Raw genomic sequence first — 23,582 nt, forward strand, 5'->3', positions numbered from 1 at the left:
AAATAAAAATTGATTTTTTCATTGTTTTGATTTTTAGATGATTAATTTTTTGTCAACGAAATATTTCCGTAGTTTGAATTGATATTAATTTTGTTGAGACCTTTTTTCTTATAAAAACCAGCGATTCTTTTGCTGTTGCTTTTGGTTTCTGAAGTAGAAATTTCTAAAGTATTATCATGTTTGATATTGGAGTATTTGGCTGAAATATCAAAATCAAAAGCATAATTAGGAAGATATCCGATGGAAATATCTGTGTAGCCTGAGTTAATATTTATATTTCCAGCTTTTTCATTCATAGTTCCAATATTTATTTTACTGTAATTAGTATCATAACTAAAGTTACTTGAAATTTCACCAATTATAAGCGTTAAATAATTCCCAGAACCATTCAAAGAATTGATCTTTTGGAATTTAAGAGTTCCGTAATTACAATCTGATTTGATGTTTTGACCATCACCAAGATTTACATCAGTATAATTAGCATTCAAATTTAAATTTCCAGAATCGTTAATTTTAATACCAGAATAACGAGCATCTATGTTTCCAGATTTTACATAATCGATACTTGAATTTTGACAATAAGCAATTGAAATTTGATTATTACTTCCATTTAGTTTTCCTAAAGTTACTTTTCCATATTTACAATCAATATCAGTCGAAGATTCTGAATTGGGGATGTTTATGTTGCCATATTTATTAATTAGTTTGATAGATCCATTTTTAGGGATTTTGATCACATAGTTAATTTCAAAACTATTGTGACTTCCTTTGCTTTTTAGAGAAGAAGTACCAAGTTTGGTTATAGCAGAAACCATTCCCTTAAGAGCTGTAATGTCGATATCAATACTGTTTAGTCTTTCGTTTACCCAATTTTCATTCGGTCCGTCAACTTTTATAGTAATATCGAGATCTATTTTATCCTCATCCCAGGTCGTAACCAAGATGTTTCCGTATTTATTATTAATATCAATTCCTGCATTAGAATTGACGATATAGGTTTTTTTAATGTTTTTTTGTTTGGTGATAAAACTATCGTCATTTGAAAATCCCATAAAAGGAATCAAAAGCAATAAGATTAGTATGTTATAATGTTTTTTCATCAGATGTGTTTTTAAATTTTTCGTTGTCTTCAATTCGTTGTAGAACAGTTTGTAAAAAAGAAATTCGGGTCTGCAGATTGCTTATCATTGCGTAAATAATCTGTTTGTTTTCACCATTTTTCTGCAATTCGTTAATGATTTTTTGGTAATCAGCATCAAATGTTTTCATTTGATTTAATGCATCATTAATTATTTGTTCGTTTTCTGGTGAACTTTTTTCTTTCAATTTAACTAGTTCGTTGTCAATTAGAATGTTGAAAATAGAATCAGTTCTTTTAGTTTCTTTAGAAGCAAATTTGAATTCTTTTGGTTTTTCATTTTTGTAAAAAACAGATATTCCAAGCATCAGTACAATCGATGCGGCAATAGCCGTTACGAACCAATACTTTTTCTTTGGCTCTTTTTTATTTAGTTTTTGCAGAAACTCCATTTGATGATCCGAATTTAACTCCTGAATATCCCATTGGTTTTCAAATCTGTTGAATAATTCGTCTAAGTTGTCTTTTTCATTTTTCATAATTCCAATTCATTTTATATTTCTTCCAATTTTCTTCGTAAACTATCTTTTGCTCTGCTCAAAGTTGTTCTACAATTGGCATACGAAATGTTTAATATTTCGCAGATTTCCTCTTGATCATAACCTTCAATGTAAAAAAGCGTTAGAACCATTCTGTAGCTGTCTTTTAACTGTAGAATAGTATCAAGAACTTGTTTTACTTTTAGATTGTTTAAATCGATATTCTCAGAAATAATTCCGTCATTTTCTTCAATTTTATAAAGCTGTTTACTTATGTCTTCTACCTGGAAAGAGTTGTTTTTTTTGTAAAAATCGATGCTATAATTGATGATTATTTTTTTTAACCATGCTCCAAAAGCCACTTCTTGTTTATAGTCATTGATTTTGGTAAAAGCCTTTAAGAATCCTTCCTGCATGACGTCTTGTGCAAAATGTTCATCTTTTACAATACGATAAGCAACATTATACATCGCCTTGCAATAGCGATTGTAAATTTCAAACTGCGCTTTTTGATTATTCTTTTTACAAAGCGCAATTAATTCTTCGATATTTTGGTTGTCTATGCTCAAGTAATGGCTTTTGGTTTTTATAAAGGACTTTACATTTTTTTGTTTGTTACACTTTTGATAAAATTAATTTTATTTTTTTTCAAATTTTAAAGAATGATAGTCCAAATCTAATTTTAGGACTGACTTCTTTTGCATTTGGCATAATGATTGTCTAATTTTATGGCCTGTCTTGTAATTGAAAAATAAAGTGTATTTTCAAGTATAACTTCACAAAGCAATACCTGTTTTACAGACAGCACAAAAAAATAATGACAAAACGACTTATATATTATCATGTCAAATCATAAAATACTTACTATTGACAATCTGTCACTTCAAGAATTCGATTCAGAAGCAGAATTAATTCCTTTGTTAACACCAGAGGACGAGGAGGAAATGAATAATGAAGAACTTCCTGTTTCTCTGCCAATTTTACCTTTACGTAATACTGTTTTGTTTCCAGGAGTAGTTATTCCTATTTCTGCAGGAAGAGATAAATCTATAAAACTGATTAATGATGCCAATGCTGGAGGAAAAATCATTGGTGTAGTTTCCCAAATTAATGAAGAAGATGAAGATCCGTCAAAAGATGATATTCATAAAATAGGAACAGTAGCCCGTATTTTGCGTGTTTTGAAAATGCCTGACGGAAATGTAACGGTTATTCTTCAAGGTAAAAAACGTTTCGAAATTGACGAAGTTGTTGCTGAAGAGCCTTACATGACAGCTACTATAAAAGAAGTTGCAGAAGAACGTCCGGATGAAAATGATTCTGAATTCACTGCTATTTTAGATTCTGTTAAAGAATTAGCAATTCAAATTATTAAAGAAAGTCCAAATATTCCTTCTGAGGCAACATTTGCTATTAAAAACATTGAAAGCCAATCATTTTTAATCAATTTTGTTTCTTCTAATATGAATTTATCTGTAAAAGAAAAACAAGGTCTTTTATCGATAAATGGCTTAAAAGAACGCGCTTTAGAAACGCTACGTTATATGAATGTCGAACTTCAAAAACTAGAATTGAAGAACGATATTCAGTCAAAAGTTCGTTTTGATTTAGATCAACAGCAAAGAGAATATTTCCTTCACCAGCAAATGAAAACCATCCAAGAAGAATTGGGAGGCGTTTCGCAAGAAGAGGAAATGGACGAAATGGGACTGAAGGCGAAAACCAAAAAATGGGACGAAAAAACGCAGAAACATTTCGAAAAAGAATTATCTAAAATGCGCCGTATGAATCCGCAGTCACCAGATTTCGGTATTCAGCGTAATTATTTAGAGTTGTTTTTAGAATTGCCTTGGGGCGAATATTCTAAAGATAAATTCGATTTAAAATTTGCACAGAAAGTTTTAGATAAAGATCACTTCGGATTAGAAGAAGTAAAGAAAAGAATGATTGAGCATTTAGCAGTTTTAAAATTGCGAAATGACATGAAATCACCAATTATATGTTTAACAGGGCCTCCAGGTGTTGGTAAAACTTCAATCGGACGTTCTGTTGCAGAAGCTTTAGGACGTGAGTATGTTCGTATTTCATTAGGTGGTTTACGTGATGAAGCAGAGATTCGCGGACATAGAAAAACGTATATTGGAGCTATGCCAGGAAGAATTATTCAAAGCCTAAAAAAGGCAGGTACTTCAAATCCGGTATTTATTTTGGATGAAATTGACAAATTGTCAAGTGGAAATAGCGGTGATCCATCTTCTGCTTTATTGGAAGTTTTAGATCCAGAACAAAACAGTGCTTTCTATGATAATTTCCTTGAAATGGGATATGATTTATCTAAAGTGATGTTTATTGCCACGTCAAATAATATGGCTGCTATTCAGCCTGCATTGAGAGACAGAATGGAAGTAATCAAAATGTCTGGTTATACGATTGAAGAAAAAGTAGAAATTGCCAAAAGACATTTATTCCCAAAACAATTAGAGGCTCACGGTTTAACGGCAAAAGATTTAACTATTGGTAAAAAACAATTAGAGAAAATTGTTGAAGGCTATACAAGAGAATCTGGTGTTCGTAATTTAGAAACTAAAATTGCTCAAGTGATCCGTAATGCGGCAAAATCTGTTGCAATGGAGGAGGAGTACAACAAAAAAGTAACAGACGAAGATATTGTTACTATTTTAGGAGTTCCGAGATTAGAACGCGATAAATACGAAAATAACGATGTTGCGGGAGTTGTAACAGGTTTAGCTTGGACAAGTGTTGGTGGTGATATTTTATTTATTGAATCTTTGATTTCTGAAGGAAAAGGCGCTTTGACGATTACAGGAAATCTTGGAACTGTAATGAAGGAATCGGCGACTATTGCCTTAGAATACATTAAAGCAAATGCGAAGAAATTAGGTTTAAGTACCGAAATTTTCCAGAAATATAACATTCATCTTCACGTTCCAGAAGGAGCAACACCAAAAGACGGACCAAGTGCCGGTATTGCAATGTTAACGTCTTTAGTTTCTCTTCTAACTCAAAAGAAGGTTAAAAAGAGCCTTGCAATGACAGGAGAAATTACGCTTCGTGGAAAAGTTTTACCAGTTGGCGGAATTAAAGAAAAGATCTTAGCTGCAAAAAGAGCAGGAATTAAAGAGATTATTCTATGTCATGAAAACAAAAGCGATATTGATGAAATTAAAGCTGAATATCTAGAAGGGCTTTCTTTTCATTATGTAAAAGAAATGAGTGAAGTTCTGACTATAGCATTAACAGATCAAAGTGTTAAGAATGCAAAATTGTTGAAATAAACAGCAATTAAAGTTTAAATATTTAAATTCCAAATCCCATTCTGAATTTCAGATTTGGAATTTGGAATTTTTTTATTGGAATCTATTTTTAAGGTGATATAATTTTATCTTTGCCTTTGCGTTATTCCCACAAAGGTGCGTTCCATAAACATGTTAAAACAGATCGTTTTATTTTTTTTACTACTCATTTGTTCGGCTTCGTTCGGACAAGTTGGAGGACGCTACACCTATCAATTTTTAAACCTAACCACTTCACCAAGACAAGCTGCTTTAGGAGGAGATGTTATCACTATATATGACGAAGATGTTAATCAGGCGATGTCTAATCCTGCACTTATAAATGCAGATATGGATAATCATTTGGCGATGAATTATGGGAGTTATTACGGTGAAGCTTCATACGGTACCGCATCATACGCTTATACTTACGATAGACATTTGCAGACATTTTATGCAGGTGTAAGTTATGTAAACTATGGATCTTTTGAAGGTTATGACGAAAATGGTCAGGCGACTTCCAATTTCACAGGAAGCGAAGGTGCACTTACATTAGGATATTCGTACAACGTTCCCTTTACAAATTTTTATATCGGTACAAATGCTAAATTAATTACATCTTCTTTAGAAAGCTATAATTCTATAGGTGGTGCTGTCGATTTAGGACTTTTATATTTAGATGAAAAAAACGATATAAATTTTGCTTTGGTTTTCCGAAATATGGGAACTCAATTTACTACTTACTCAGGAATAAAAGAAAATTTACCGTTTGAAATCGTTGCTGGAATTTCTCAGGAATTAGAGCATGTACCCATTCGCTGGCATCTTACTTTAGAGAATTTACAGCAATGGAATATTTCTTTTTCAAATCCTGTTCGTGGAGAAACCAATATTGATGGTTCAACAAGTCAAGAGAAAGTTTCTTTTGTAAATAACGCATTAAGACACGTGGCTTTTGGTGTTGAACTTTTTCCAAAACGAGCATTTAATTTGCGTTTAGGGTATAATTTTAGAAGAGGAGAAGAATTAAGGGTCGAGGAACAGCGTAATTTTTCGGGAGTTTCATTAGGTTTTGGTTTAAAGTTGAATAAATTGAAATTTAATTATTCTTACTCGAGATATACATTAGCAGCTAATACCAGCCTTTTTGGTCTGATTTTAAATTTTCAATAATTAAGAAGAATTATTATTAGTGGAAAACTAACTATTAGAAACCTTTTGTAATCGGATAACGATTGTAAAAGGATTTTTTTTGGATTGATTGAGAATTAAATATTAGCTATAAGAAAAAGTTTAATATTTTTCAGTATTCCATTTAAAAAGAAAGATGGCTACATTTGCAGTAGTTTATTACGTTTTTATAGAGCGATTAATAAAGGAATAAAAATTTAAAAAATACAAATTGAAAAAAATTACAATTGCAATCGACGGATTTTCATCAACTGGTAAAAGTACTCTTGCAAAACAATTAGCAAAAGAGCTTCATTATGTTTATGTAGACACTGGAGCAATGTATCGTGCGGTTGCTTACTTTGCCATGCAGCACAAATTTATTACAGCTGATTCTTTTGATAAAGATGCTTTAGTTGACGCATTATCTAATATTCAGCTTGAATTTAGATTTAATGCTGATTTAGGCTTTGCAGAAATGTATTTAAATGGTGAAAACGTAGAAAAGCAGATTAGAACTCTTGAAGTTTCTAGTTTTGTAAGCAAAGTGGCTGCTGTTTCTGAAGTTCGTGCTAAATTAGTAGAACAACAACAGGAAATGGGGACAAATAAGGCAATTGTAATGGATGGAAGAGATATTGGTACTGTTGTTTTTCCTAATGCTGAGCTTAAAATATTTATGACGGCAAGTGCTGAAACTCGCGCACAAAGACGTTTTGACGAATTAAAGCAAAAAGGTGATGACGTAACTTATGAAGAAGTTCTTCAAAATGTAGTTGAAAGAGATAATCTCGATACCAGCAGAGAAGATTCTCCTTTGGTTATCGCCGACGATGCGATAGAAATAGATAATTCTTACTTAAATAAAGAAGAGCAGTTTGCAGCAGTTCTAGAATTAGTAAATGATGTTGTTAAAACAGTTTAATTTTTTGCAGATATTATTTTTAATGGTAGTTTTACGGCTTCATTTTTACTAAAAGACAAATTTTAATATATGGGTATTAAAAACAGATTGATTTTAATGAGCTTTCTTCAATTTTTTGTTTGGGGAGCATGGCTTATAACAATTGGGAATTATTGGTTTGGTACTAAAAACTGGGAAGGAACTCAATTTGGATTAGTTTTCGGAACCATGGGAATTGCATCTCTTTTTATGCCTACGCTTACAGGAATTATAGCTGACAGATGGGTTAATGCTGAAAAGCTTTACGGAATTCTTCATATTTTGTATGCCGTAGTTTTGTTTACAATAGCGCAAGTTACAACTCCTGATACTTTTATTATTGTCATGCTGTTAGCAATGTGCTGTTATATGCCAACAATTGCATTAAGTAATTCTATTTCTTATACTTCTTTAAAACTAAATAATAAAAATATTGTAAAAGATTTTCCTCCAATTCGTGTGTGGGGAACAATTGGTTTTATTGTTGCCATGTGGATCACGAATTTAAGTGGAAGTAAAGCAACAGAATATCAATTTTATATTGCTGGAATTGGTGCATTGATCCTTGGAGTTTACGCTTTTACGTTGCCAAAATGTGAACCACAGCGTTTGATTAAAGAAAATGCAACTTGGATTGAGACTTTTGGTTTAGAGTCTTTTAAGTTATTTGCTAATTATAAAATGGCTTTGTTTTTTGTTTTTTCTATGTTTTTAGGAGGAGCGCTTCAATTGACAAATGCTTATGGGGATGTGTTTCTGGATGAATTCAAACATTTTCCAAAATACGCAGATTCATTTGTAATTCAGTATTCGACAATTATCATGTCGATTTCTCAGGTTTCTGAAACGTTGTTTATTTTAGCAATTCCATTTTTCTTAAGACGTTTCGGAATTAAACAAGTGATGTTGATTAGTATGCTGGCTTGGGTTCTTCGTTTTGGATTATTTGCTTTTGGAGATCCAATAGGAGGTTTATGGATGATTATTTTGTCTTGTATCGTTTACGGAATGGCATTTGATTTCTTTAATATTTCAGGTTCTTTATTTGTAGAAAGCAATACCGATTCTAAAATTCGTTCTTCTGCGCAAGGTTTGTTTATGATGATGACCAATGGAGTAGGAGCGGTTTTAGGAAGTTTGACTTCTGGTTGGGCTATTGATCGTTTCTTTACAAAATCATTCGCCAATACAACTGAATTAGCTGGATTTTTACAAACTGACGCTACTAATGAAAAAATGGTAGAATTTGTAAAAAGCCAAGGAAATTCGATTTCTACTGAAGGTATTTTTACAAATCCAGTTTTGATGAAAGACTGGCATACGATCTGGTTGTCTTTTGCGGCTTATGCTTTGATAATTGCAATTGCTTTTGCTGTTTTGTTTAAGCACAAACATGATCCAAAGGAGATTGAGAATTTAAGTCATTAAAATAATATTACATCTTTTTCGATGTTAGCAGGTTGAAGAAGTAAAATAAACTAAAATTTAAAATACCACAAAAGTTTCTATAAATAGAAACTTTTGTGGTATTTTTGTTATGTATAAATTGAATGAAATATTTTGAAACTAGATTTTTAGAAGAAGCGCGAGAATTTATATTAAAGCTAGATAAAAAAATTAGCGAAAAGATTTTGTATAATATTGATTTGGCTGAAAAGAAACAAGATCCGAGATTGTTTAAGAAACTTAGCGCTAATATTTGGGAATTTAGAATTAGATATGCTAAAATTCAAATTAGACTTTTGGCCTTTTGGGATAAAACTAATAACAAGCAGACTTTGGTTATTGCGACTCATGGCTTCATAAAAAAGGTTGATAAAGTGGCTGGAAGTGAAATTGAAAAAGCTAATAAAATTAGAATGAAATATTTTGAAAATAAAATAGATTAGTTATGACAAAGAAAGAAATAAAGATGTATTCGCTTTCTGAAATGAAAGATGAAGTTATTGGAAAAATTGGAACTACTGAAAGAGATCAGTATGAATATGAACTTAGTATGGAGTTGTTAGGTAGAATGATTAAAACTGCTAGGAAAGAAAGAAATCTGACCCAAAATCAATTAGGTGAATTAGTTGGGGTAAAGAAATCACAAATTTCAAAATTAGAAAGTAGCGCTAATAGCGCAACAATAGATACGATCATAAAAGTTTTTAAAGCATTAAAAGCTGAAATAAGTTTTAATGTAAAAATTGAAAATCAGAGTTTGCAGGTTTCGTAAATCTTTGTCAAAGTTTTACTTTGATAGCAATTGTTATAGTAGACTCGACATGTTTTTAAAATGACTTTTAATTTTCAATATCTTCTTATGATTAAAAAAATAAAAAATATTCTTGCAATTTTATTGTTTATGAGTTTTGGCGTTATTCACGCACACAAAGACAGAATCGAAAGGCCAAAAAGTTTTGTATTTGTTTTAAGTAGCAAAAAAGCTATTCGTTTTAATTCTAATGATTCAAAGCTTGAAAAGTTTTGCGACGAAGTTATTAGTGGCAAACAAAAGATTTTAGGAGCAAAATTGTTTTACGAAACTGGCGAAGTTGTAACAATTGTAACAAAAGGAAAAAAATGGAATTTGCTTCGAATAACTTTTAACGAAAAAAGTATAGATGTTCCTCAAAAGATATTAAATAAAATTCCTGAGATTCGTTTCCAGACACTAAATTTACTTTGGTCAGGAGAAAGTAATGCTTTTGATTCATCGTATTGTTATCTTGAATTCGAAATAGGTGTAAAACAGATGTTTGGCGAATTTCCATCTTTGCACTTGTTTTTTGAAAATATGAGATTCTCAAAGTCTGAAATTTATTTCAAGATAAGTGAAGATTCAACTCAGATAAAGAATTTTTAAGTTTTTTTGTCACAGTTTAAAACTTTGACAAAGATAGTTGCATGTAAGAAACCAGACAGGTTTTAAAAATCTGTCTGGTTTCATTTTTTACATCCGTCGTATCTAATGTCTTATAAAAACAAAAACTTCTAATATAGCCCCGATAGAAGTGAAAATCCTTTTATGGCGGGGTTCGCCATAAAAGATTGCAACGAATAGCGGGACTAAACGTCTTAAAAAACCTCAAATCTTCTGCTTCTTATTAATATACTGATAATCATATCGGTTTTGTTTTGTTAATTCAGAAAAATGTATTAATTTTGCAGTCCTTTTGGCAGAGAAGAGTTTCCATTAGGAATCAACCATTTATGTAAAACAACTTCTGTATTTTCTATCGCATAGAGAAACTCGAGAAAAACAGAATACAAATTTTTTTATCAGCATGTCTGAACAATTAAAATCACAAGAAGAGTTTTTAGCAAATTTTAACTGGCATAACTTCCAAGAAGGAATCGATGCAGTAGATGAAAAAAACTTACAAGAGTTTGAAGAACTAGTATCTAAAACTTTCATCGCTACAGATCAAGAAGAAGTAGTTGAAGGAGTTGTAGTTAGAATTACAGATAGAGACGTTATCGTTGATATCAATGCTAAATCTGAAGGTGTTATTTCTTTAAACGAATTTCGTTACAACCCAAATTTAAAAGTAGGTGACAAAGTTGAAGTATTAATCGACATCCGTGAGGACAAAACAGGTCAATTAGTATTATCTCACAGAAAAGCACGTACTATCAAATCTTGGGATAGAGTTATTGCAGCTAATGAAACTGGAGAAATCGTTAACGGTTTTGTTAAATGTAGAACTAAAGGAGGTATGATTGTTGACGTATTCGGAATCGAAGCGTTCTTACCTGGATCTCAAATTGACGTTAAGCCAATTAGAGACTACGATGTATATGTAAACAAAATGATGGAATTCAAAGTGGTAAAAATCAACCACGAATTCAAAAACGTTGTTGTATCTCATAAAGCTCTTATCGAAGCTGATATTGAAGTACAGAAAAAAGAGATCATCGGTCAATTACAAAAAGGACAAGTATTAGAAGGTGTTGTTAAAAACATTACTTCTTATGGTGTGTTCATTGACTTAGGTGGTGTTGACGGATTAATTCACATTACAGACCTTTCTTGGAGTAGAATCAACCACCCAAGTGAAGTTCTTGAATTAGACCAAAAATTAAACGTTGTAATCCTTGATTTCGATGATGAGAAAACAAGAATTCAATTAGGATTGAAACAATTAAACGCTCACCCATGGGATGCTTTAGATGCTAACTTAACTGTTGGTGATAAAGTGAAAGGTAAAGTAGTTGTAATCGCTGATTACGGTGCTTTCATCGAAGTTGCTGAAGGTGTTGAAGGTTTAATCCACGTTTCTGAAATGTCATGGTCAACTCACTTACGTTCTGCTCAGGACTTCGTGAAAGTTGGAGATGTTGTTGAAGCAGTTATCTTAACTCTTGACAGAGACGATCGTAAGATGTCATTAGGTATCAAACAATTGACTCAAGATCCATGGACTGACATTACTTCTAAATACCCAGTAGGTTCTAAACATACAGGTATCGTTAGAAACTTCACAAACTTTGGTATTTTCGTAGAATTAGAAGAAGGAATTGATGGATTAATCTACATCTCTGACTTATCTTGGACTAAGAAAATTAAACACCCATCTGAGTTTGTAAATGTTGGTGAAAAACTTGATGTTGTTGTATTAGAATTAGATGTTGAAGGACGTAAATTATCTTTAGGTCACAAACAAACTACTGCTAATCCTTGGGATCAATACGAAGATTCTTTCGCTGTAGGAACTATCCACAACGGTGAGATTTCTGAAATCGTTGACAAAGGAGCTACTGTAGAATTCGGAGATGATATCGTTGCTTTCATTCCTACTCGTCACCTTGAAAAAGAAGACGGAAAGAAATTGAAAAAAGGTGATACAGCTGATTTCAAAGTAATTGAATTCAACAAAGAATTCAAAAGAGTTGTTGCTTCTCACACTGCTATCTTCAGAGAAGAAGAAGAGAAAAACGTGAAAGCTGCTGCTGAAACTACTACATCTGCATCTACTAACGCACCAGCTGCGACTTTAGGTGACAACAATGATGTATTAGCTGCTTTAAAAGCTAAAATGGAAAAAACTGAGAAAAAATAATTCTTAGCTTTTTTATAAATAGAAAGTCCCACAGTAATGTGGGACTTTTTTTTTGCCTATTTTTTTGACTTAGTTATTTTAACAAAAAAAGTTGTGTTATTCTTTAAAAGATTTATTTTTGTTAACGAAAATCTCCCCAATATGAAGAAACTCTACTTTATAATCCTATTCGTTTCGTTTTTAAATTTTTCGTATGCTCAAATTGTTGATTTTAAAGGTAATAATACTTTAAAAGGGATTTTATTATCCGGAATAAACGACAGAACAAATCAATATGTTGCTAAAGATCTTAATGGTAATCCATTTTTAATTGATTCAAATAATGATCGTGAAATCCAGATTTCTGAAGCTTTAAAAGTTAAAGAGTTAAATTTAAGTAATTTAAATTCTCCTTTCTCATACCTTGATAGCTTAGAAGGAATAGAGAGCTTTACTAATCTTTCGGTTTTGAATATTTCATATCATTCGGTAAAAAACATTGATATCAGTTCCCTGTTAAATTTAACTAGTTTTAATTGTTATAGTAACAACGGGAATAAATTAAATGTTAGTGGACTTAATAAATTAAAAGTATTATATGCTCAAAACAATAGTTTTGTATCCCTAGATTTGACAAGTTTGACTGATCTTGAAAGTCTTAATTTGAATAGTAATTATGACTTATTAACTTTAGATGTCACAAAGAATTTAAAACTTAAAAATTTAAGCTGCAGCTACAGTCATTCATTATACAAAATAGATATTGAAGGGTTAAATAATTTAGAAACTTTTACGCTAGATTATTCTAATGAAATAAAAAAAATATCTTTTAAAAAATTAAAGAGTTTAAAAACTATATATTGTAATGGTAACGCAACTTTATCTGAACTTGTATTTGATGGTTTAGATTCTTTAGAGGAGTTATATTGCTCAGACAATGCAATTAGAGGTTTGGATTTCCTGGAAACTCCTAATCTAAAAAAAATAGACTGCTCTTATAATGAACTTACTACTGAGACTTTTAAAATAACAAATTTGTTAAAGCTTACTGATTTAGAGTGCTCTTATAACAACTTAACTTCTTTAGACGTCTCCAATCTAATAAATCTAAAAAAATTGAGATTAGGTCGTAATCTCGAACTAACAAGTTTGTTTATTAAAAATGGAAATGATTGGTGTAGTACTTATTGTGATAGCGGAATAAATTTAGGATTTACAGGCTGTAAAAAATTAAAATATATTTGTGCGGAAGATCGGTTAAACTCACAAATTCAAATGATAATATATCAAAACGGAATTTCAAGTAAAATTGAAGTAAATTCATATTGTTCGTTTGTATCACCGAAAGACGCTTATGTAATAAAAGGAAATTCAATATTTGATAATGATAATAACGGATGTGATAATGATGATTATAAATTTACAAATCTAGATTATTCCATTATAAACTTATCTGATGTTACAAATGCAACGACAAAATACTCTGGTAATTTTACTATTCCTGTGGCAAATGGATCTTATCAAATTAAAGCCAATATAGAAAATCCGGATTTTTTTGAAATATTTCCCTCAATAGGAAATGTGAATTTTCCAGCGGATACAAGTCCATTCACACAGAATTTTTGTATCAGTCCACTAGGAAATCATTCAGATTTAGAAATAACAATTTTGCCTATTAATATTGCTAGACCTGGCTTTGACGCAGCTTATAAAATTGTTTTTAAAAATAAAGGAAACCAAATACAATCAGGAAAAGTTAATTTAGAGTATTATAGTAATGTTCTAAACTACCAGTCTTCAAATGTTGCTTTTAGCGAGAAAAATAATAATACTTTGTCTTGGTTATTTGAGAATCTAAAACCATTTGAAAGTCGTGAAATTACAGTAACCTTAAAGGTAAATTCGCCAACTCATTCTCCAGCAGTACAACAAGGTGATCTTCTAGAATTTACAGCTAGTATACTTTCAGATAAAATAGATGAGAAACCAAATGATAATAGTTTTTTATTTAGGCAAACTGCCCTCAATTCTTATGATCCAAATGATAAAACTTGTTTAGAAGGTTCAGTTATTACTCCAGATTTAATAGGCGAGTACGTGCATTATATGATTCGATTTGAAAACACTGGAAATTATATGGCACAAAATATAGTGGTAAAAGATATGATTGATTTGAATAAATTTGATATTTCTACTTTAATTCCAACGAGTTCGAGCCATTCTTTTGTAACAAAAATTTCAGAAGGAAACAAAGTGGAGTTTATTTTTGAAAATATAAAACTTCCTTTTGACGACTCTAATAATGATGGTTATATTGCTTTTAAAATAAAGACAAAACCAACATTAAAAGTTGGAGATTCATTCACTAATGATGCAAATATTTATTTTGATTATAATTTCCCTATTCTGACAAACGAAGCTACTTCGATATTTAAAACGACACTATCTATATCTGATTTTGATTTCTCTAAATATTTTATTTTATATCCAAATCCGTCTGACCAAGTTTTGAATATTTCCAAAACTCAGGATATAGAGATAAAATCATTTGAGATTTATGATATTTTGGGACAATTGATAATTGCGGTTCCTGATGCAAAGACGATTTCAAACATTGATGTTTCCAGACTTGAAAAAGGTAATTATTTTATTAAAGTAAAATCTGATAGAGGTAATTCTAGTATGAAATTTATTAAGATTTAAATAGAAAGTCCCACATTGCTGTGGGACTTTGTTTTGTTTCTTGTTTGCCAGTTTGAGCGGTGCTAATTTTTATTTAAAGTCAGCAACTTTGTTTCCTCTGGAGTAAATTCAGGAACAATAGCATAAGAATCAATATTTGCTATTTCTAACTCATCCAAGATGTCCACAAGATTTCCGTAATTGGATTTTTTCGTTGGTTTTATAATAACAGAAATGCCTCTTCCAGGTTTACCTAGTTGCTCAGAATACTTTAATGTAGCATTGTTGTAAGCAGCTATTTTTTTACGAATGCCTTCTTTTCCATATTCAGTTAATTGTGGTTCTATTTTAGGAATTGCTAATATTCCTGCATAATATATTAATTGGTTATCTTGTCCTAGAATAATTGTAAATGTTCTATTTTCTCCGTAGTGTTGGTAGGGACAATCACAGCAATCGCTACCATTACTTAAATCTAAAAACTTAGGCTTATACAATTCGCCAACTAACATAAAAAATATAATCAACAAAAAAGAAACACTAACCATAGCGGTTAAATCAACTCGTGAACTAAGTTTTTTACTTCGGATTTTATGAGGCAGTTTTTTCATCAATATCAGTTTATTTATTAGATGCTAGTAATTTAGATTCTTCTGGGCTAAAATCATTGATGATAGCATACGTATCGATTCCTGCTATTGTCATTTCATTTAGAATGTCTACCAAATTTTTGAAATTACTCTTTTTACTAGGCTTTATAATTACAATTGGATTGTACTTTGATCTTCCCATTGCAGCTCCATACTCTGAAATTGTTTTCTTTTTATCTAGAAGCTCTTTCTGAATTCCGTTTTTTCCATAACTAAGTTTTTTTGGCTTCACTATCGTATCAAACAAAAATCCTGAGTAGGATATTATTTGATCTTTATCATCTAATAAAACGGTTATTAAACGATGTTCAGTTCCAGCGCCACAAAATGCAATATTATCCCATTTTGGGTCATAATATGGTAGCGTTAAATCCATAATTTTAGGCTTTTTCAATTCCCCAACGACCATAAAAAATATAATCAGTAGAAAAGAAACGCTGACCATTGCGGTTAAATCAACTCTTGAACTTAGTTTTTTACTTCTTACTTTTTGAGGTAGATTTTTCATAAGAATAAGATTTTGATTTTAAAGTTAACAATAAACTTGTATCAATAATTAATTATTCTTAAAATTTTTACAAAAATATTACTACATAATAAGTCTTGTGTTTATTGGTGTTATCACTATGTAAATGATTTTATTTCAAGAAAATTTATATTCTTTAAAAACCAAAACAAATTTATCTGCGTAAATGAGCTTATAACTTAAAAATTAATAAAATTATGAAAACTAGAAAATTTTTAGCCCTTGCAGTTTTAGCTTTAGGATTTGCCTTTACATCAAATGCACAAAAAACAGTTATGGTTGGTGGAGCAGCCATGTATCCGAATAAAAATATTATTGAAAATGCCGTTAATTCAAAAGACCACACTACTTTGGTGGCTGCAGTAAAAGCGGCAGATTTGGTTGAAACTTTAAAAGGAAAAGGCCCGTTTACAGTTTTTGCACCAACAAATGAAGCTTTTGACAAATTACCAAAAGGAACTGTTGAAACTTTATTAAAACCAGAAAATAAAAAGAAATTACAAGGAATTTTGACTTATCACGTTGCAGCAGGTAAATGGAGTTCAGCTGATATAGCTAAAGCAATTAAAGACGGTAAAGGAAAAGCAAGTATTAAAACAGTTGTTGGTGGTACGCTAACAGCTTGGATGAAAGGGAAAGATTTATATATATCTGATGAAAACGGAAATAAAGCTAAAGTAACAATTGCAGACGTTAATCAGTCAAATGGTGTGATACATGTAATTGATGCTGTATTATTACCAAAGAAATAATTAGAGCTACTAAACAAAGTCCACGATCAATAAAGCCCAGTAAATTTTTACTGGGCTTTTTTATTTTTTTGCAGTTAATGTACTTCCGACAGATGCTGTAACAACGCAGAAAACAGCTAAAATTTCATATATATTTAAATTCTCTTGTAGAAAAATAAAAGCGCAAACAGATGCTGCAGCAGGTTCTAAACTCATTAAAATACTAAAAGTACGCGGAGGAAGCTGACCTAGAGCTTTCATTTCTAAAGTAAAAGGAATTGCACTGGATAAAAGCGCTAGAGCAACTCCCATTCCGAAAAATTTTGGAGTCAGATTTGTTAAACCGTTTTCGGAGAATCCGAACGGCAGAATTAGAATTGCAGCAAATAACATTCCTGTAGAAACCGCTTCACCTCCGTTCATTATTTTTGAAACCTTACCTCCTAAAACAATATATCCAGCCCAAAACGCTCCTGCTAAAAGTGCGAATAGGATACCTAAAGAATCTAAACGATCATTAGTCCATGGAGCAATTAAAATTATCCCGGTAGCAGCTAGTAAAACCCAGCAATAGTCTATAAAACGCTTAGAACCAGTGATGGCAAGTAATAAAGGTCCAACAAATTCAAGAGTAACAGCCAAACCAATCGGAATTCTCTCAATTGCTAAATAAAATATCAAATTCATCACACCTAAACACAAACCGTAAGGAATTACAATTTTCCATTGATCGAATGTGATTTTTTTAAAGTTTGGTCTGTAAGCTAATAATAAAATTAAAGCGGAAACACCAATACGCATAGAAGCTGTACCAGCGGCTCCAATTACCGGAAAAAGTGTTTTTGCAATTGCAGCTCCACATTGAACACTAATAATTGCCAGTAAAACTGCTGGAACAGGAGGGAAAGTAATTTCTTTATTTTTCATGAACGAGGGCGTAGAAAAAAGATTTTCTCTACAGGTAATAAATATATGCGCAGTAATTAATTGCCTAATGCTCTTTTTGTTACATAAGCACGATAACCAATAATTGCCATTTGCCATTTTTTAGCTTTAGAAATATCTAAACCTTGTTTGGTAAAACTTGGTAACAGTATCTTATTTAGTTTAGCCAGTAATTTGTACATAGTAGATTTGTTTGCGCAAAGATATAAAAAAAGACTTTGTGTTAAAAACAAAGTGTTATAAGGTATAAAGCTGATTATTAGATTTTAAGCATTAGATTCTGGTCACCGTCTATTTCTCTATTAATAGCATTTTTTGGAGCTTCCATCCATCCTGTTTTATTAATCACAAATTTGAATAGGTGCGTTTTACCTTTTTCAAAATGAGATTTCGGAACTACTAGTTCAAATGTATTTTTATTCTTTTTGCTCATTTGAAAATTCCCATCATTTGGATTCCAATTATTAAATGAACCAGCAATAGATACACTTGTAATTAAATCAGGATTTAGAGCTTTGTCATGTACATAAGTGAAAATAATAGTATCGTTACTGATTTTATAACCGTATATTCCAGTTTCTTTTTTGTTTTCACTAAGTAGTTCGTTAGAAAGTTTTATGATTGCTTCACCTAAAGCATTTCCTGTATTCTCATCACTTATATTTACAATAATAGAAAGTCCGAGTTGGCGTTCAGGATAAATGACAAGCATGTTTTGAGTACCAAAAGCTCCTCCATGTTTCCAGCAATTTTTACCATTCTCATCTACTTGAATGTAATCCCAAAAATAACCATTCCAAGTTGTGGGACTATTTAAGAGATTTCGTTGTGATTCCTGAACAATTTTATTCTTATTATTTAATTCATAATTAATAAATTTGGTCAAGTCACCTAAAGTAGATTTTAAACGTCCGGCAGCTCCCCAAAGATTATCAGAAATCTTAGGCATTAAAATTCCTTTCAAGTTATAACCATTTGCAGCAACAACATTTGGATCTAAATTTATTCCAGTTGATTTCATTTCCAGCTTGGAAAATATATTTTCTTTTAAAAGAGCTTCATAGCTTTTATTGTAAACGTTTTCTAAAATATGTGCTGTCAAATTGAGACTTCCGTTACTGTATTTGAATTTAGTTCCAGGTAAGGTGTCTAATTTAATCGTTTTTAAATCTTGAAAGAAATTTTCTCTTGTATATGACTCATCTAACTTTTTAAAAGCCACGTAACTACTGTCATTACGATTTTTTCTTAATTCGGTTGTATCTGGAAGATCTCTGTCAAATCCTGTCCTGAAAGAAACCAAATCTTTAATTGTAATTGGTGTTCCGTTATATTCTAAATTTGGATATGAACCTGTTATGTATTTTCTAATATCATCATCCAGATGTAATTTTTCTTCCAAAACTGCCTGAGTGGTAAGCAAACCAGTAAAAAGTTTTGTAATAGAAGCTACTTCAAAAACGGTGTTGTTGGTGGCGATATTTTCTTTTCCTTTATCTATTTCGCCGTAATGGCGGGTATAGGTTTTACCATTTTTAATAACTCCTATCGAAATAGAGTTTGTTTTTGATTTTTGCATTAAAACCGAAGCTGTTTTATCCATTGCTATATAAACATTTTTTTCGGTTTTGTTTTGCTGTGCATTTCCATGAAGGTAGTAACACAATAAAAAGAGTAATAGAATATTTCTCATTTTATAAGATTTGAAAGTTAGAACTTATTTTTAATAGAAAAACCAGTGTTTATGGCACTGGTTTTAAAATTATAACAAAAGTATATTAAGCTTTTCTATTTTCTTTTTCCATAGCTTTCATGTCTTTTTCATGTTGTTTCATATCTTTCGCATGCTGTTTCATGTCTTTTGCGTGCTGCTTCATATCTTTTTCATGTTGTTTCATGTCTATCTCATACTGTTTCATATCTTGCTCGTATTGCTTCATGTCGTTTTCATACTCTTTAGAATCATCTCCAAATTTAAATTTGAAGTCAAAGTTGAATTTTTCCATTTTTGCATTAAACTGTTCCATAGCAATTTCGTACTTCGCCATTTCTTTTTCGAAAATTGCTTCGCGTTTGGACATAATTTCGCTGACAGCATCACCATAAGCAGACATCGCATCTATGTTTGGCTGAAAATTTTCCATTTTCTTTTCAAATTCCGCCATTTCTTTTTCAAACTTCTTCATAGCGACTTTATCCATTGGATTTTTTGGAGCAACTGGAGGTTTAGGCATTTTTGACATGTCTACTGCCGGAGCTGCAGGCAGTGCTCCAGAAGGGAAAACTGGCGGTGTCGGTGGAGTTGGAGGTGCGACATCAGAATCACCAAAATTACGAACTAGAACTCTGTCGTTTTTAATCATTACAGGTCTTGTAACATTAACAATATTTATAGTTTTTACTCCATTTACATCGCTTTCTACTACAAAATCACAATCTTTTATCGCTTTGTTTCCATCGATTTTAATGGTTTGTTTTTTGCCCGATTCCGATTTTGTCTGAATTTGAATAGCTGTTAATTCTTTATCCGAATTTCTTTTAACATCTGAAATTTCTAGATCAACATTATGATCTGTCTTCAATTTTGTACTAATTGCTTTTAATTCCTGATCTGTAGTGTTTTTTGTGATTTTGATAACTTCGCTGCCATCTTTAACAGTGTCTTTTTGTGTAATAGCCAGATCTTGTTTTTTCTCTTGTGCAATTGTTTTTATTTGGAATAAAAGAATAAAGGCACCTAGAGCAGGAACTACAGCGCAATATTTCCAGTAATTCCTTTTGTTTGATTGATTTTTGTTTAACATGACAATTCGTTTTTTGATTAATGATTGATAAAAGTGATTGGTGATTGCAACACAAGTCTCATGTGTTGTTATTTTTAAAAGGGTGTACTGATACGCTTTTTTATCAGCGATTTTTTTAGAAGCTTCGCTATCAGCAATAAATTCAAGGTTTTGCAAAATAGCTTTTTTATAAAGCCATACAATTGGATTGAACCAAAATAGAATACAAAAAATTCTCGAAATCAAAACATCTACAGTGTGATTCTGGTCACTGTGTACTTTTTCGTGTTCCAGAATATTTTCTAATTCCGCTGAAGTGTAAAGTGATGAGTTGTACACTATATAACCGAAATAAGAAAAAGGAGCAATGTTTTCATTTACATCAATAAATTTAAAATCAGCTTGTTGTTCAATTTTTTTTCCTTTCAATACGGAGTTTAAACTGTAAAAATCCAAACTAAACTTAATCATGAAAGCAGCGAATCCGATTCCGTAAATGGACATTAAAACGAAACTCCAATTAATTTCAAAATTTTCCTCTTCCTTTATTTGAGGTTCATATTGCAATGTGTTTACAGGCTGATAAGAAACAACATACTGATTGTAAGTTGGAATATTTTTAACCTCTGTTTTTACAATTTCTGGTACCTGCAATGGAGCAGGAGTGATCCAGATTACTTTTGTATAGACCACAAAAGGAAGTACAACTGAAGTAATTAATCCTGCTAACAAGAACCATCGGCTACTAGTGAAGAAAGTTTCTTTGCGCAACAAAATAATGTAGGCAAAATAGAACATAGTTAATAATCCGCCTGACTTTAGAATAAAAATGAAAATTGCTTCCATACTTTTTGATTATTTACCTTCTTTTGGATTTTCGATCATGTCTAAGATTTCACGTAATTCGTCGGCAGAAATTTTTTCTTCCTTGGCAAAAAGTGAAACCATGCTTTTATAAGAACTATTAAAATAGTTGTCTATCGCTGTACTCATAAAACCTTTACGATAATCTTCGATACTTACGGCTGGATAATACTGATGTGTATTTCCAAAAGCATTATGTGCAACATAACCTTTCTCTTCCAGATTACGAACAATGGTAGATAATGTATTGTAATGTGGCTGATCTTCTAAAATCTCTGCTTGTATTTCTTTTACAAAAGCTTTTTTAAGCTTCCATAAAATATGCATGATTTCTTCTTCTTTATTGGTTAGTTTTTGCATTTTTACTTATTTAAATTAGAAAACCTTATTTACGAGTTTCTATTACTATTACACCATTTTTACCTTCGTCTCCATATTTAGCAATTGCGTCAACACCTTTGTAAACAGACATTGTTTTGATATCGCTTGACTTAAGATCATTAAGATCAAAATGAGCAGGCATTACTGTTCCATCTACAATGATTAGTTTTTCGTCGTTAATTTTAATTTTACTAGAATTAGAAATAACGATTTTTGGACCGTCTTCAGATGTTGTTATTGTAGTAACATTGTTATCTGTATTTGTCGTTACAACAGTGCTAACATTGGTGTTAGTAGTGTTATTAGTTTTTGTACTAGTATTAAAATCAGTGTTAACATTGGTTTCTGTTTTAGTTTTTAGTTTATTGCTAATTCCGGTTTTTGGTTCTTTGTTTTGAGATTCATTTACAGTCTGAATTCCGATTTTTTTATCTCCGTTCTTATAAGTTATAATAATTACTCCAAATTCATTAATAGCTTTATTATCTGAATTCTGAACAGATTTTGCACGTTGTTTTCCTCTCTTTACATCAACTGTGATTGCTGTTAATTGGTTGGAATCATTTCTTTTTACTTCAGAAAATTCAAATTTTACTTTGTGGTATTTCTGTAAATTATTTTTGATCTCATTCAATTCTGTGTCAGTAGAATTTTTTCTAATCTTATAAACATCCATAGATTCAATGTTTGAATCATTTTCTTTTATAATTTGTGGTTTCTCTTTTGCAATTACTTCAACTTGAAATAATAAAACAAAAGCTGCAAGTGCTGGAATTACTACATAGTACTTCCAAGAATTTCTCTTTTTTGATTGATTTTTGTTTAACATGACGATTCGTTTTTTGATTAATGATTGATAAAAATGATTGGTGATTGCAACACAATTTTCGTGCGTTGTTATTTTTAAAAGCGTGTATTGATACGCTTTTTTATCTAAAAGTTTTTTAGCGGCTTCGCTGTCAGCAATAAATTCGAGATTTTGTGTTATTGCTTTTTTATAAAGCCAAACAAGTGGATTGAACCAAAAAATAATACTGAAAGCTCTTGAAACCAAAACATCAACAGTATGATTTTGATCGCTGTGTACTTTTTCATGTTCAATAATATTCTCCAATTCAGAAGACGTGTACAGTGATGAGTTGTAAACAATATATTCGAAATAGGAGAAAGGAGCGATATTTTCGTTGATATCGATGAATTTAAAATCGGCTTGTTGTTTTATTTTTTTTCCTTTAATGATAGTGTTTAAACTGTAAAAGTCAATAGCAAATTTTACAATGAAAACAATAAAACCAAAAGCATAAAGTCCAAAGAGTATATAACTCCAATTTAAATCTAAAGTTTCTTTTTCTACTATTTCTGGTAAAGGACTTTGAACTATACCATTTAATGATTGAGTAGCATTGATCCACACTACTTTAGTATAGCTTATTAATGGAAGAATGGTCGAAATAATTAAGCCAAAGAGTAAAAACCATCTATTGCTGTTAAAAAAAGTTTCTTTACGTAGCAAAAAGTAATACGTACAATAAAACAAAAGCATTAAGCTACTTGATTTGGCGATATAAATGAAAATTGCTTCCATAGAAAGTTATTTTTCTTCTTCTTTATTTTCGATCATTGATAAAATTTCGCGCAATTCATCTGCTGAAATTTTTTCTTCCTTAGCAAAAAATGAAACCATACTTTTATAAGAACTATTAAAGTAGTTATCAATAGCGGTTTTCATAAATCCTTTTCTGTAATCTTCAATTTTTACAACTGGAAAATATTGATGTGTATTTCCAAAGGCGTTGTGTCCTACATAACCTTTCTCTTCCAAATTACGAACAATAGTAGATAGCGTATTGTAATGTGGTTGATCTTCCGTTATTTCTGCCTGGATTTCTTTTACAAAAGCTTTTTTCAGCTTCCATAAAATCATCATAATTTCTTCTTCTTTGTTGGTTAACTTCTGCATCTCCTCTAATTTT

Annotated in this window: 22 protein-coding genes; 10 read left to right on the top strand and 12 right to left on the bottom strand. The window is 31.0% G+C overall.

Going from position 1 to position 23,582, the window contains the following annotated elements:
- Positions 1 to 41: 41 nt before the first annotated feature.
- The 3 genes from NQQ59_RS00075 to NQQ59_RS00085 are packed head-to-tail and all read right to left on the bottom strand — an operon-like array spanning position 42 to position 2,186.
- Positions 42 to 1,100, bottom strand: a complete 1,059-nt coding sequence (locus tag NQQ59_RS00075; protein ID WP_144212481.1) for a hypothetical protein — start codon at positions 1,098 to 1,100, stop codon at positions 42 to 44.
- On the bottom strand, positions 1,084 to 1,617 hold the full coding sequence (locus tag NQQ59_RS00080) for an anti-sigma factor (protein WP_144212483.1): 534 nt from the start codon (positions 1,615 to 1,617) through the stop codon (positions 1,084 to 1,086). The genes NQQ59_RS00075 and NQQ59_RS00080 overlap by 17 nt, the downstream gene beginning before the upstream one ends.
- A 14-nt stretch (positions 1,618 to 1,631) precedes the next feature.
- The gene (locus NQQ59_RS00085; RefSeq protein WP_144212485.1) at positions 1,632 to 2,186 is read right to left on the bottom strand and encodes an RNA polymerase sigma factor; all 555 of its coding nucleotides are present in this window, start codon (positions 2,184 to 2,186) and stop codon (positions 1,632 to 1,634) included.
- Between the two features lie 273 nt (positions 2,187 to 2,459).
- On the opposite strand from NQQ59_RS00085, the gene lon reads away from it, so the two are divergent.
- The 9 genes from lon (at position 2,460) to NQQ59_RS00130 (ending at position 14,750) form a co-directional block, all read left to right on the top strand.
- On the top strand, positions 2,460 to 4,913 hold the full coding sequence (gene lon / locus NQQ59_RS00090; protein WP_144212487.1) for an endopeptidase La: 2,454 nt from the start codon (positions 2,460 to 2,462) through the stop codon (positions 4,911 to 4,913).
- Between the two features lie 150 nt (positions 4,914 to 5,063).
- Positions 5,064 to 6,083, top strand: coding sequence for a type IX secretion system protein PorQ (porQ, locus tag NQQ59_RS00095; RefSeq protein ID WP_144212489.1), 1,020 nt, complete (start codon positions 5,064 to 5,066; stop codon positions 6,081 to 6,083).
- Between the two features lie 229 nt (positions 6,084 to 6,312).
- Positions 6,313 to 7,005, top strand: coding sequence for a (d)CMP kinase (cmk, locus tag NQQ59_RS00100; protein WP_144212491.1), 693 nt, complete (start codon positions 6,313 to 6,315; stop codon positions 7,003 to 7,005).
- Between the two features lie 69 nt (positions 7,006 to 7,074).
- A complete protein-coding gene (locus NQQ59_RS00105; RefSeq protein WP_144212493.1) occupies positions 7,075 to 8,451 on the top strand; it encodes a nucleoside permease in 1,377 nt (458 codons plus the stop codon).
- A gap of 122 nt (positions 8,452 to 8,573) precedes the next feature.
- Positions 8,574 to 8,912 (top strand): type II toxin-antitoxin system RelE/ParE family toxin, encoded by a 339-nt coding sequence (locus NQQ59_RS00110; RefSeq protein ID WP_144212495.1) that lies wholly within the window; start codon positions 8,574 to 8,576, stop codon positions 8,910 to 8,912.
- A 2-nt stretch (positions 8,913 to 8,914) separates the two neighbouring features.
- Positions 8,915 to 9,241: a helix-turn-helix domain-containing protein gene (locus NQQ59_RS00115; RefSeq protein WP_144212497.1), complete on the top strand. Its 327-nt coding sequence runs from the start codon at positions 8,915 to 8,917 to the stop codon at positions 9,239 to 9,241.
- 87 nt (positions 9,242 to 9,328) lie between these two features.
- A complete protein-coding gene (locus tag NQQ59_RS00120) occupies positions 9,329 to 9,871 on the top strand; it encodes a hypothetical protein (RefSeq protein ID WP_144212499.1) in 543 nt (180 codons plus the stop codon).
- Between the two features lie 421 nt (positions 9,872 to 10,292).
- Complete coding sequence (rpsA, locus tag NQQ59_RS00125; protein ID WP_144212501.1) at positions 10,293 to 12,068, top strand: 30S ribosomal protein S1; 1,776 nt, start codon at positions 10,293 to 10,295, stop codon at positions 12,066 to 12,068.
- Positions 12,069 to 12,209: 141 nt separating this feature from the next.
- Positions 12,210 to 14,750 (top strand): DUF7619 domain-containing protein, encoded by a 2,541-nt coding sequence (locus NQQ59_RS00130; protein ID WP_144212503.1) that lies wholly within the window; start codon positions 12,210 to 12,212, stop codon positions 14,748 to 14,750.
- Between the two features lie 62 nt (positions 14,751 to 14,812).
- Here the strand turns inward: NQQ59_RS00130 and NQQ59_RS00135 are convergent, their stop codons facing one another.
- Positions 14,813 to 15,340 carry an ExbD/TolR family protein gene (locus NQQ59_RS00135; protein WP_144212505.1) on the bottom strand — a complete coding sequence of 176 codons (528 nt, stop codon included), beginning with the start codon at positions 15,338 to 15,340 and terminating at the stop codon, positions 14,813 to 14,815.
- Between the two features lie 10 nt (positions 15,341 to 15,350).
- Positions 15,351 to 15,887: an ExbD/TolR family protein gene (locus tag NQQ59_RS00140; RefSeq protein WP_144212507.1), complete on the bottom strand. Its 537-nt coding sequence runs from the start codon at positions 15,885 to 15,887 to the stop codon at positions 15,351 to 15,353.
- Positions 15,888 to 16,102: 215 nt separating this feature from the next.
- Here NQQ59_RS00140 and NQQ59_RS00145 point away from each other — a divergent pair, with 215 nt between their 5' ends.
- The gene (locus tag NQQ59_RS00145; RefSeq protein WP_144212509.1) at positions 16,103 to 16,657 is read left to right on the top strand and encodes a fasciclin domain-containing protein; all 555 of its coding nucleotides are present in this window, start codon (positions 16,103 to 16,105) and stop codon (positions 16,655 to 16,657) included.
- Positions 16,658 to 16,717: 60 nt separating this feature from the next.
- On the opposite strand, the gene NQQ59_RS00150 is transcribed toward NQQ59_RS00145, so the two are convergent.
- The 7 genes from NQQ59_RS00150 to NQQ59_RS00180 all read right to left on the bottom strand — a co-directional run bounded on the left by NQQ59_RS00150 (position 16,718) and on the right by NQQ59_RS00180 (position 23,569).
- On the bottom strand, positions 16,718 to 17,563 hold the full coding sequence (locus tag NQQ59_RS00150; protein ID WP_144212511.1) for an EamA family transporter: 846 nt from the start codon (positions 17,561 to 17,563) through the stop codon (positions 16,718 to 16,720).
- Positions 17,564 to 17,619: 56 nt separating this feature from the next.
- Positions 17,620 to 17,763, bottom strand: a complete 144-nt coding sequence (locus NQQ59_RS00155; RefSeq protein WP_144212513.1) for an SsrA-binding protein — start codon at positions 17,761 to 17,763, stop codon at positions 17,620 to 17,622.
- Between the two features lie 77 nt (positions 17,764 to 17,840).
- Complete coding sequence (locus NQQ59_RS00160; protein WP_144212515.1) at positions 17,841 to 19,274, bottom strand: serine hydrolase; 1,434 nt, start codon at positions 19,272 to 19,274, stop codon at positions 17,841 to 17,843.
- 85 nt (positions 19,275 to 19,359) lie between these two features.
- Complete coding sequence (locus NQQ59_RS00165; protein ID WP_257698007.1) at positions 19,360 to 21,210, bottom strand: M56 family metallopeptidase; 1,851 nt, start codon at positions 21,208 to 21,210, stop codon at positions 19,360 to 19,362.
- Positions 21,211 to 21,219: 9 nt separating this feature from the next.
- On the bottom strand, positions 21,220 to 21,588 hold the full coding sequence (locus tag NQQ59_RS00170) for a BlaI/MecI/CopY family transcriptional regulator (RefSeq protein ID WP_144212520.1): 369 nt from the start codon (positions 21,586 to 21,588) through the stop codon (positions 21,220 to 21,222).
- A 25-nt stretch (positions 21,589 to 21,613) separates the two neighbouring features.
- The gene (locus NQQ59_RS00175) at positions 21,614 to 23,194 is read right to left on the bottom strand and encodes a M56 family metallopeptidase (RefSeq protein ID WP_144212522.1); all 1,581 of its coding nucleotides are present in this window, start codon (positions 23,192 to 23,194) and stop codon (positions 21,614 to 21,616) included.
- A gap of 6 nt (positions 23,195 to 23,200) precedes the next feature.
- Complete coding sequence (locus NQQ59_RS00180; RefSeq protein ID WP_144212524.1) at positions 23,201 to 23,569, bottom strand: BlaI/MecI/CopY family transcriptional regulator; 369 nt, start codon at positions 23,567 to 23,569, stop codon at positions 23,201 to 23,203.
- Between the last annotated feature and the right edge of the window lie 13 nt (positions 23,570 to 23,582).

The sequence above is a fragment of the Flavobacterium panacis genome (assembly GCF_024649945.1).
Lineage (GTDB): Bacteria > Bacteroidota > Bacteroidia > Flavobacteriales > Flavobacteriaceae > Flavobacterium > Flavobacterium panacis.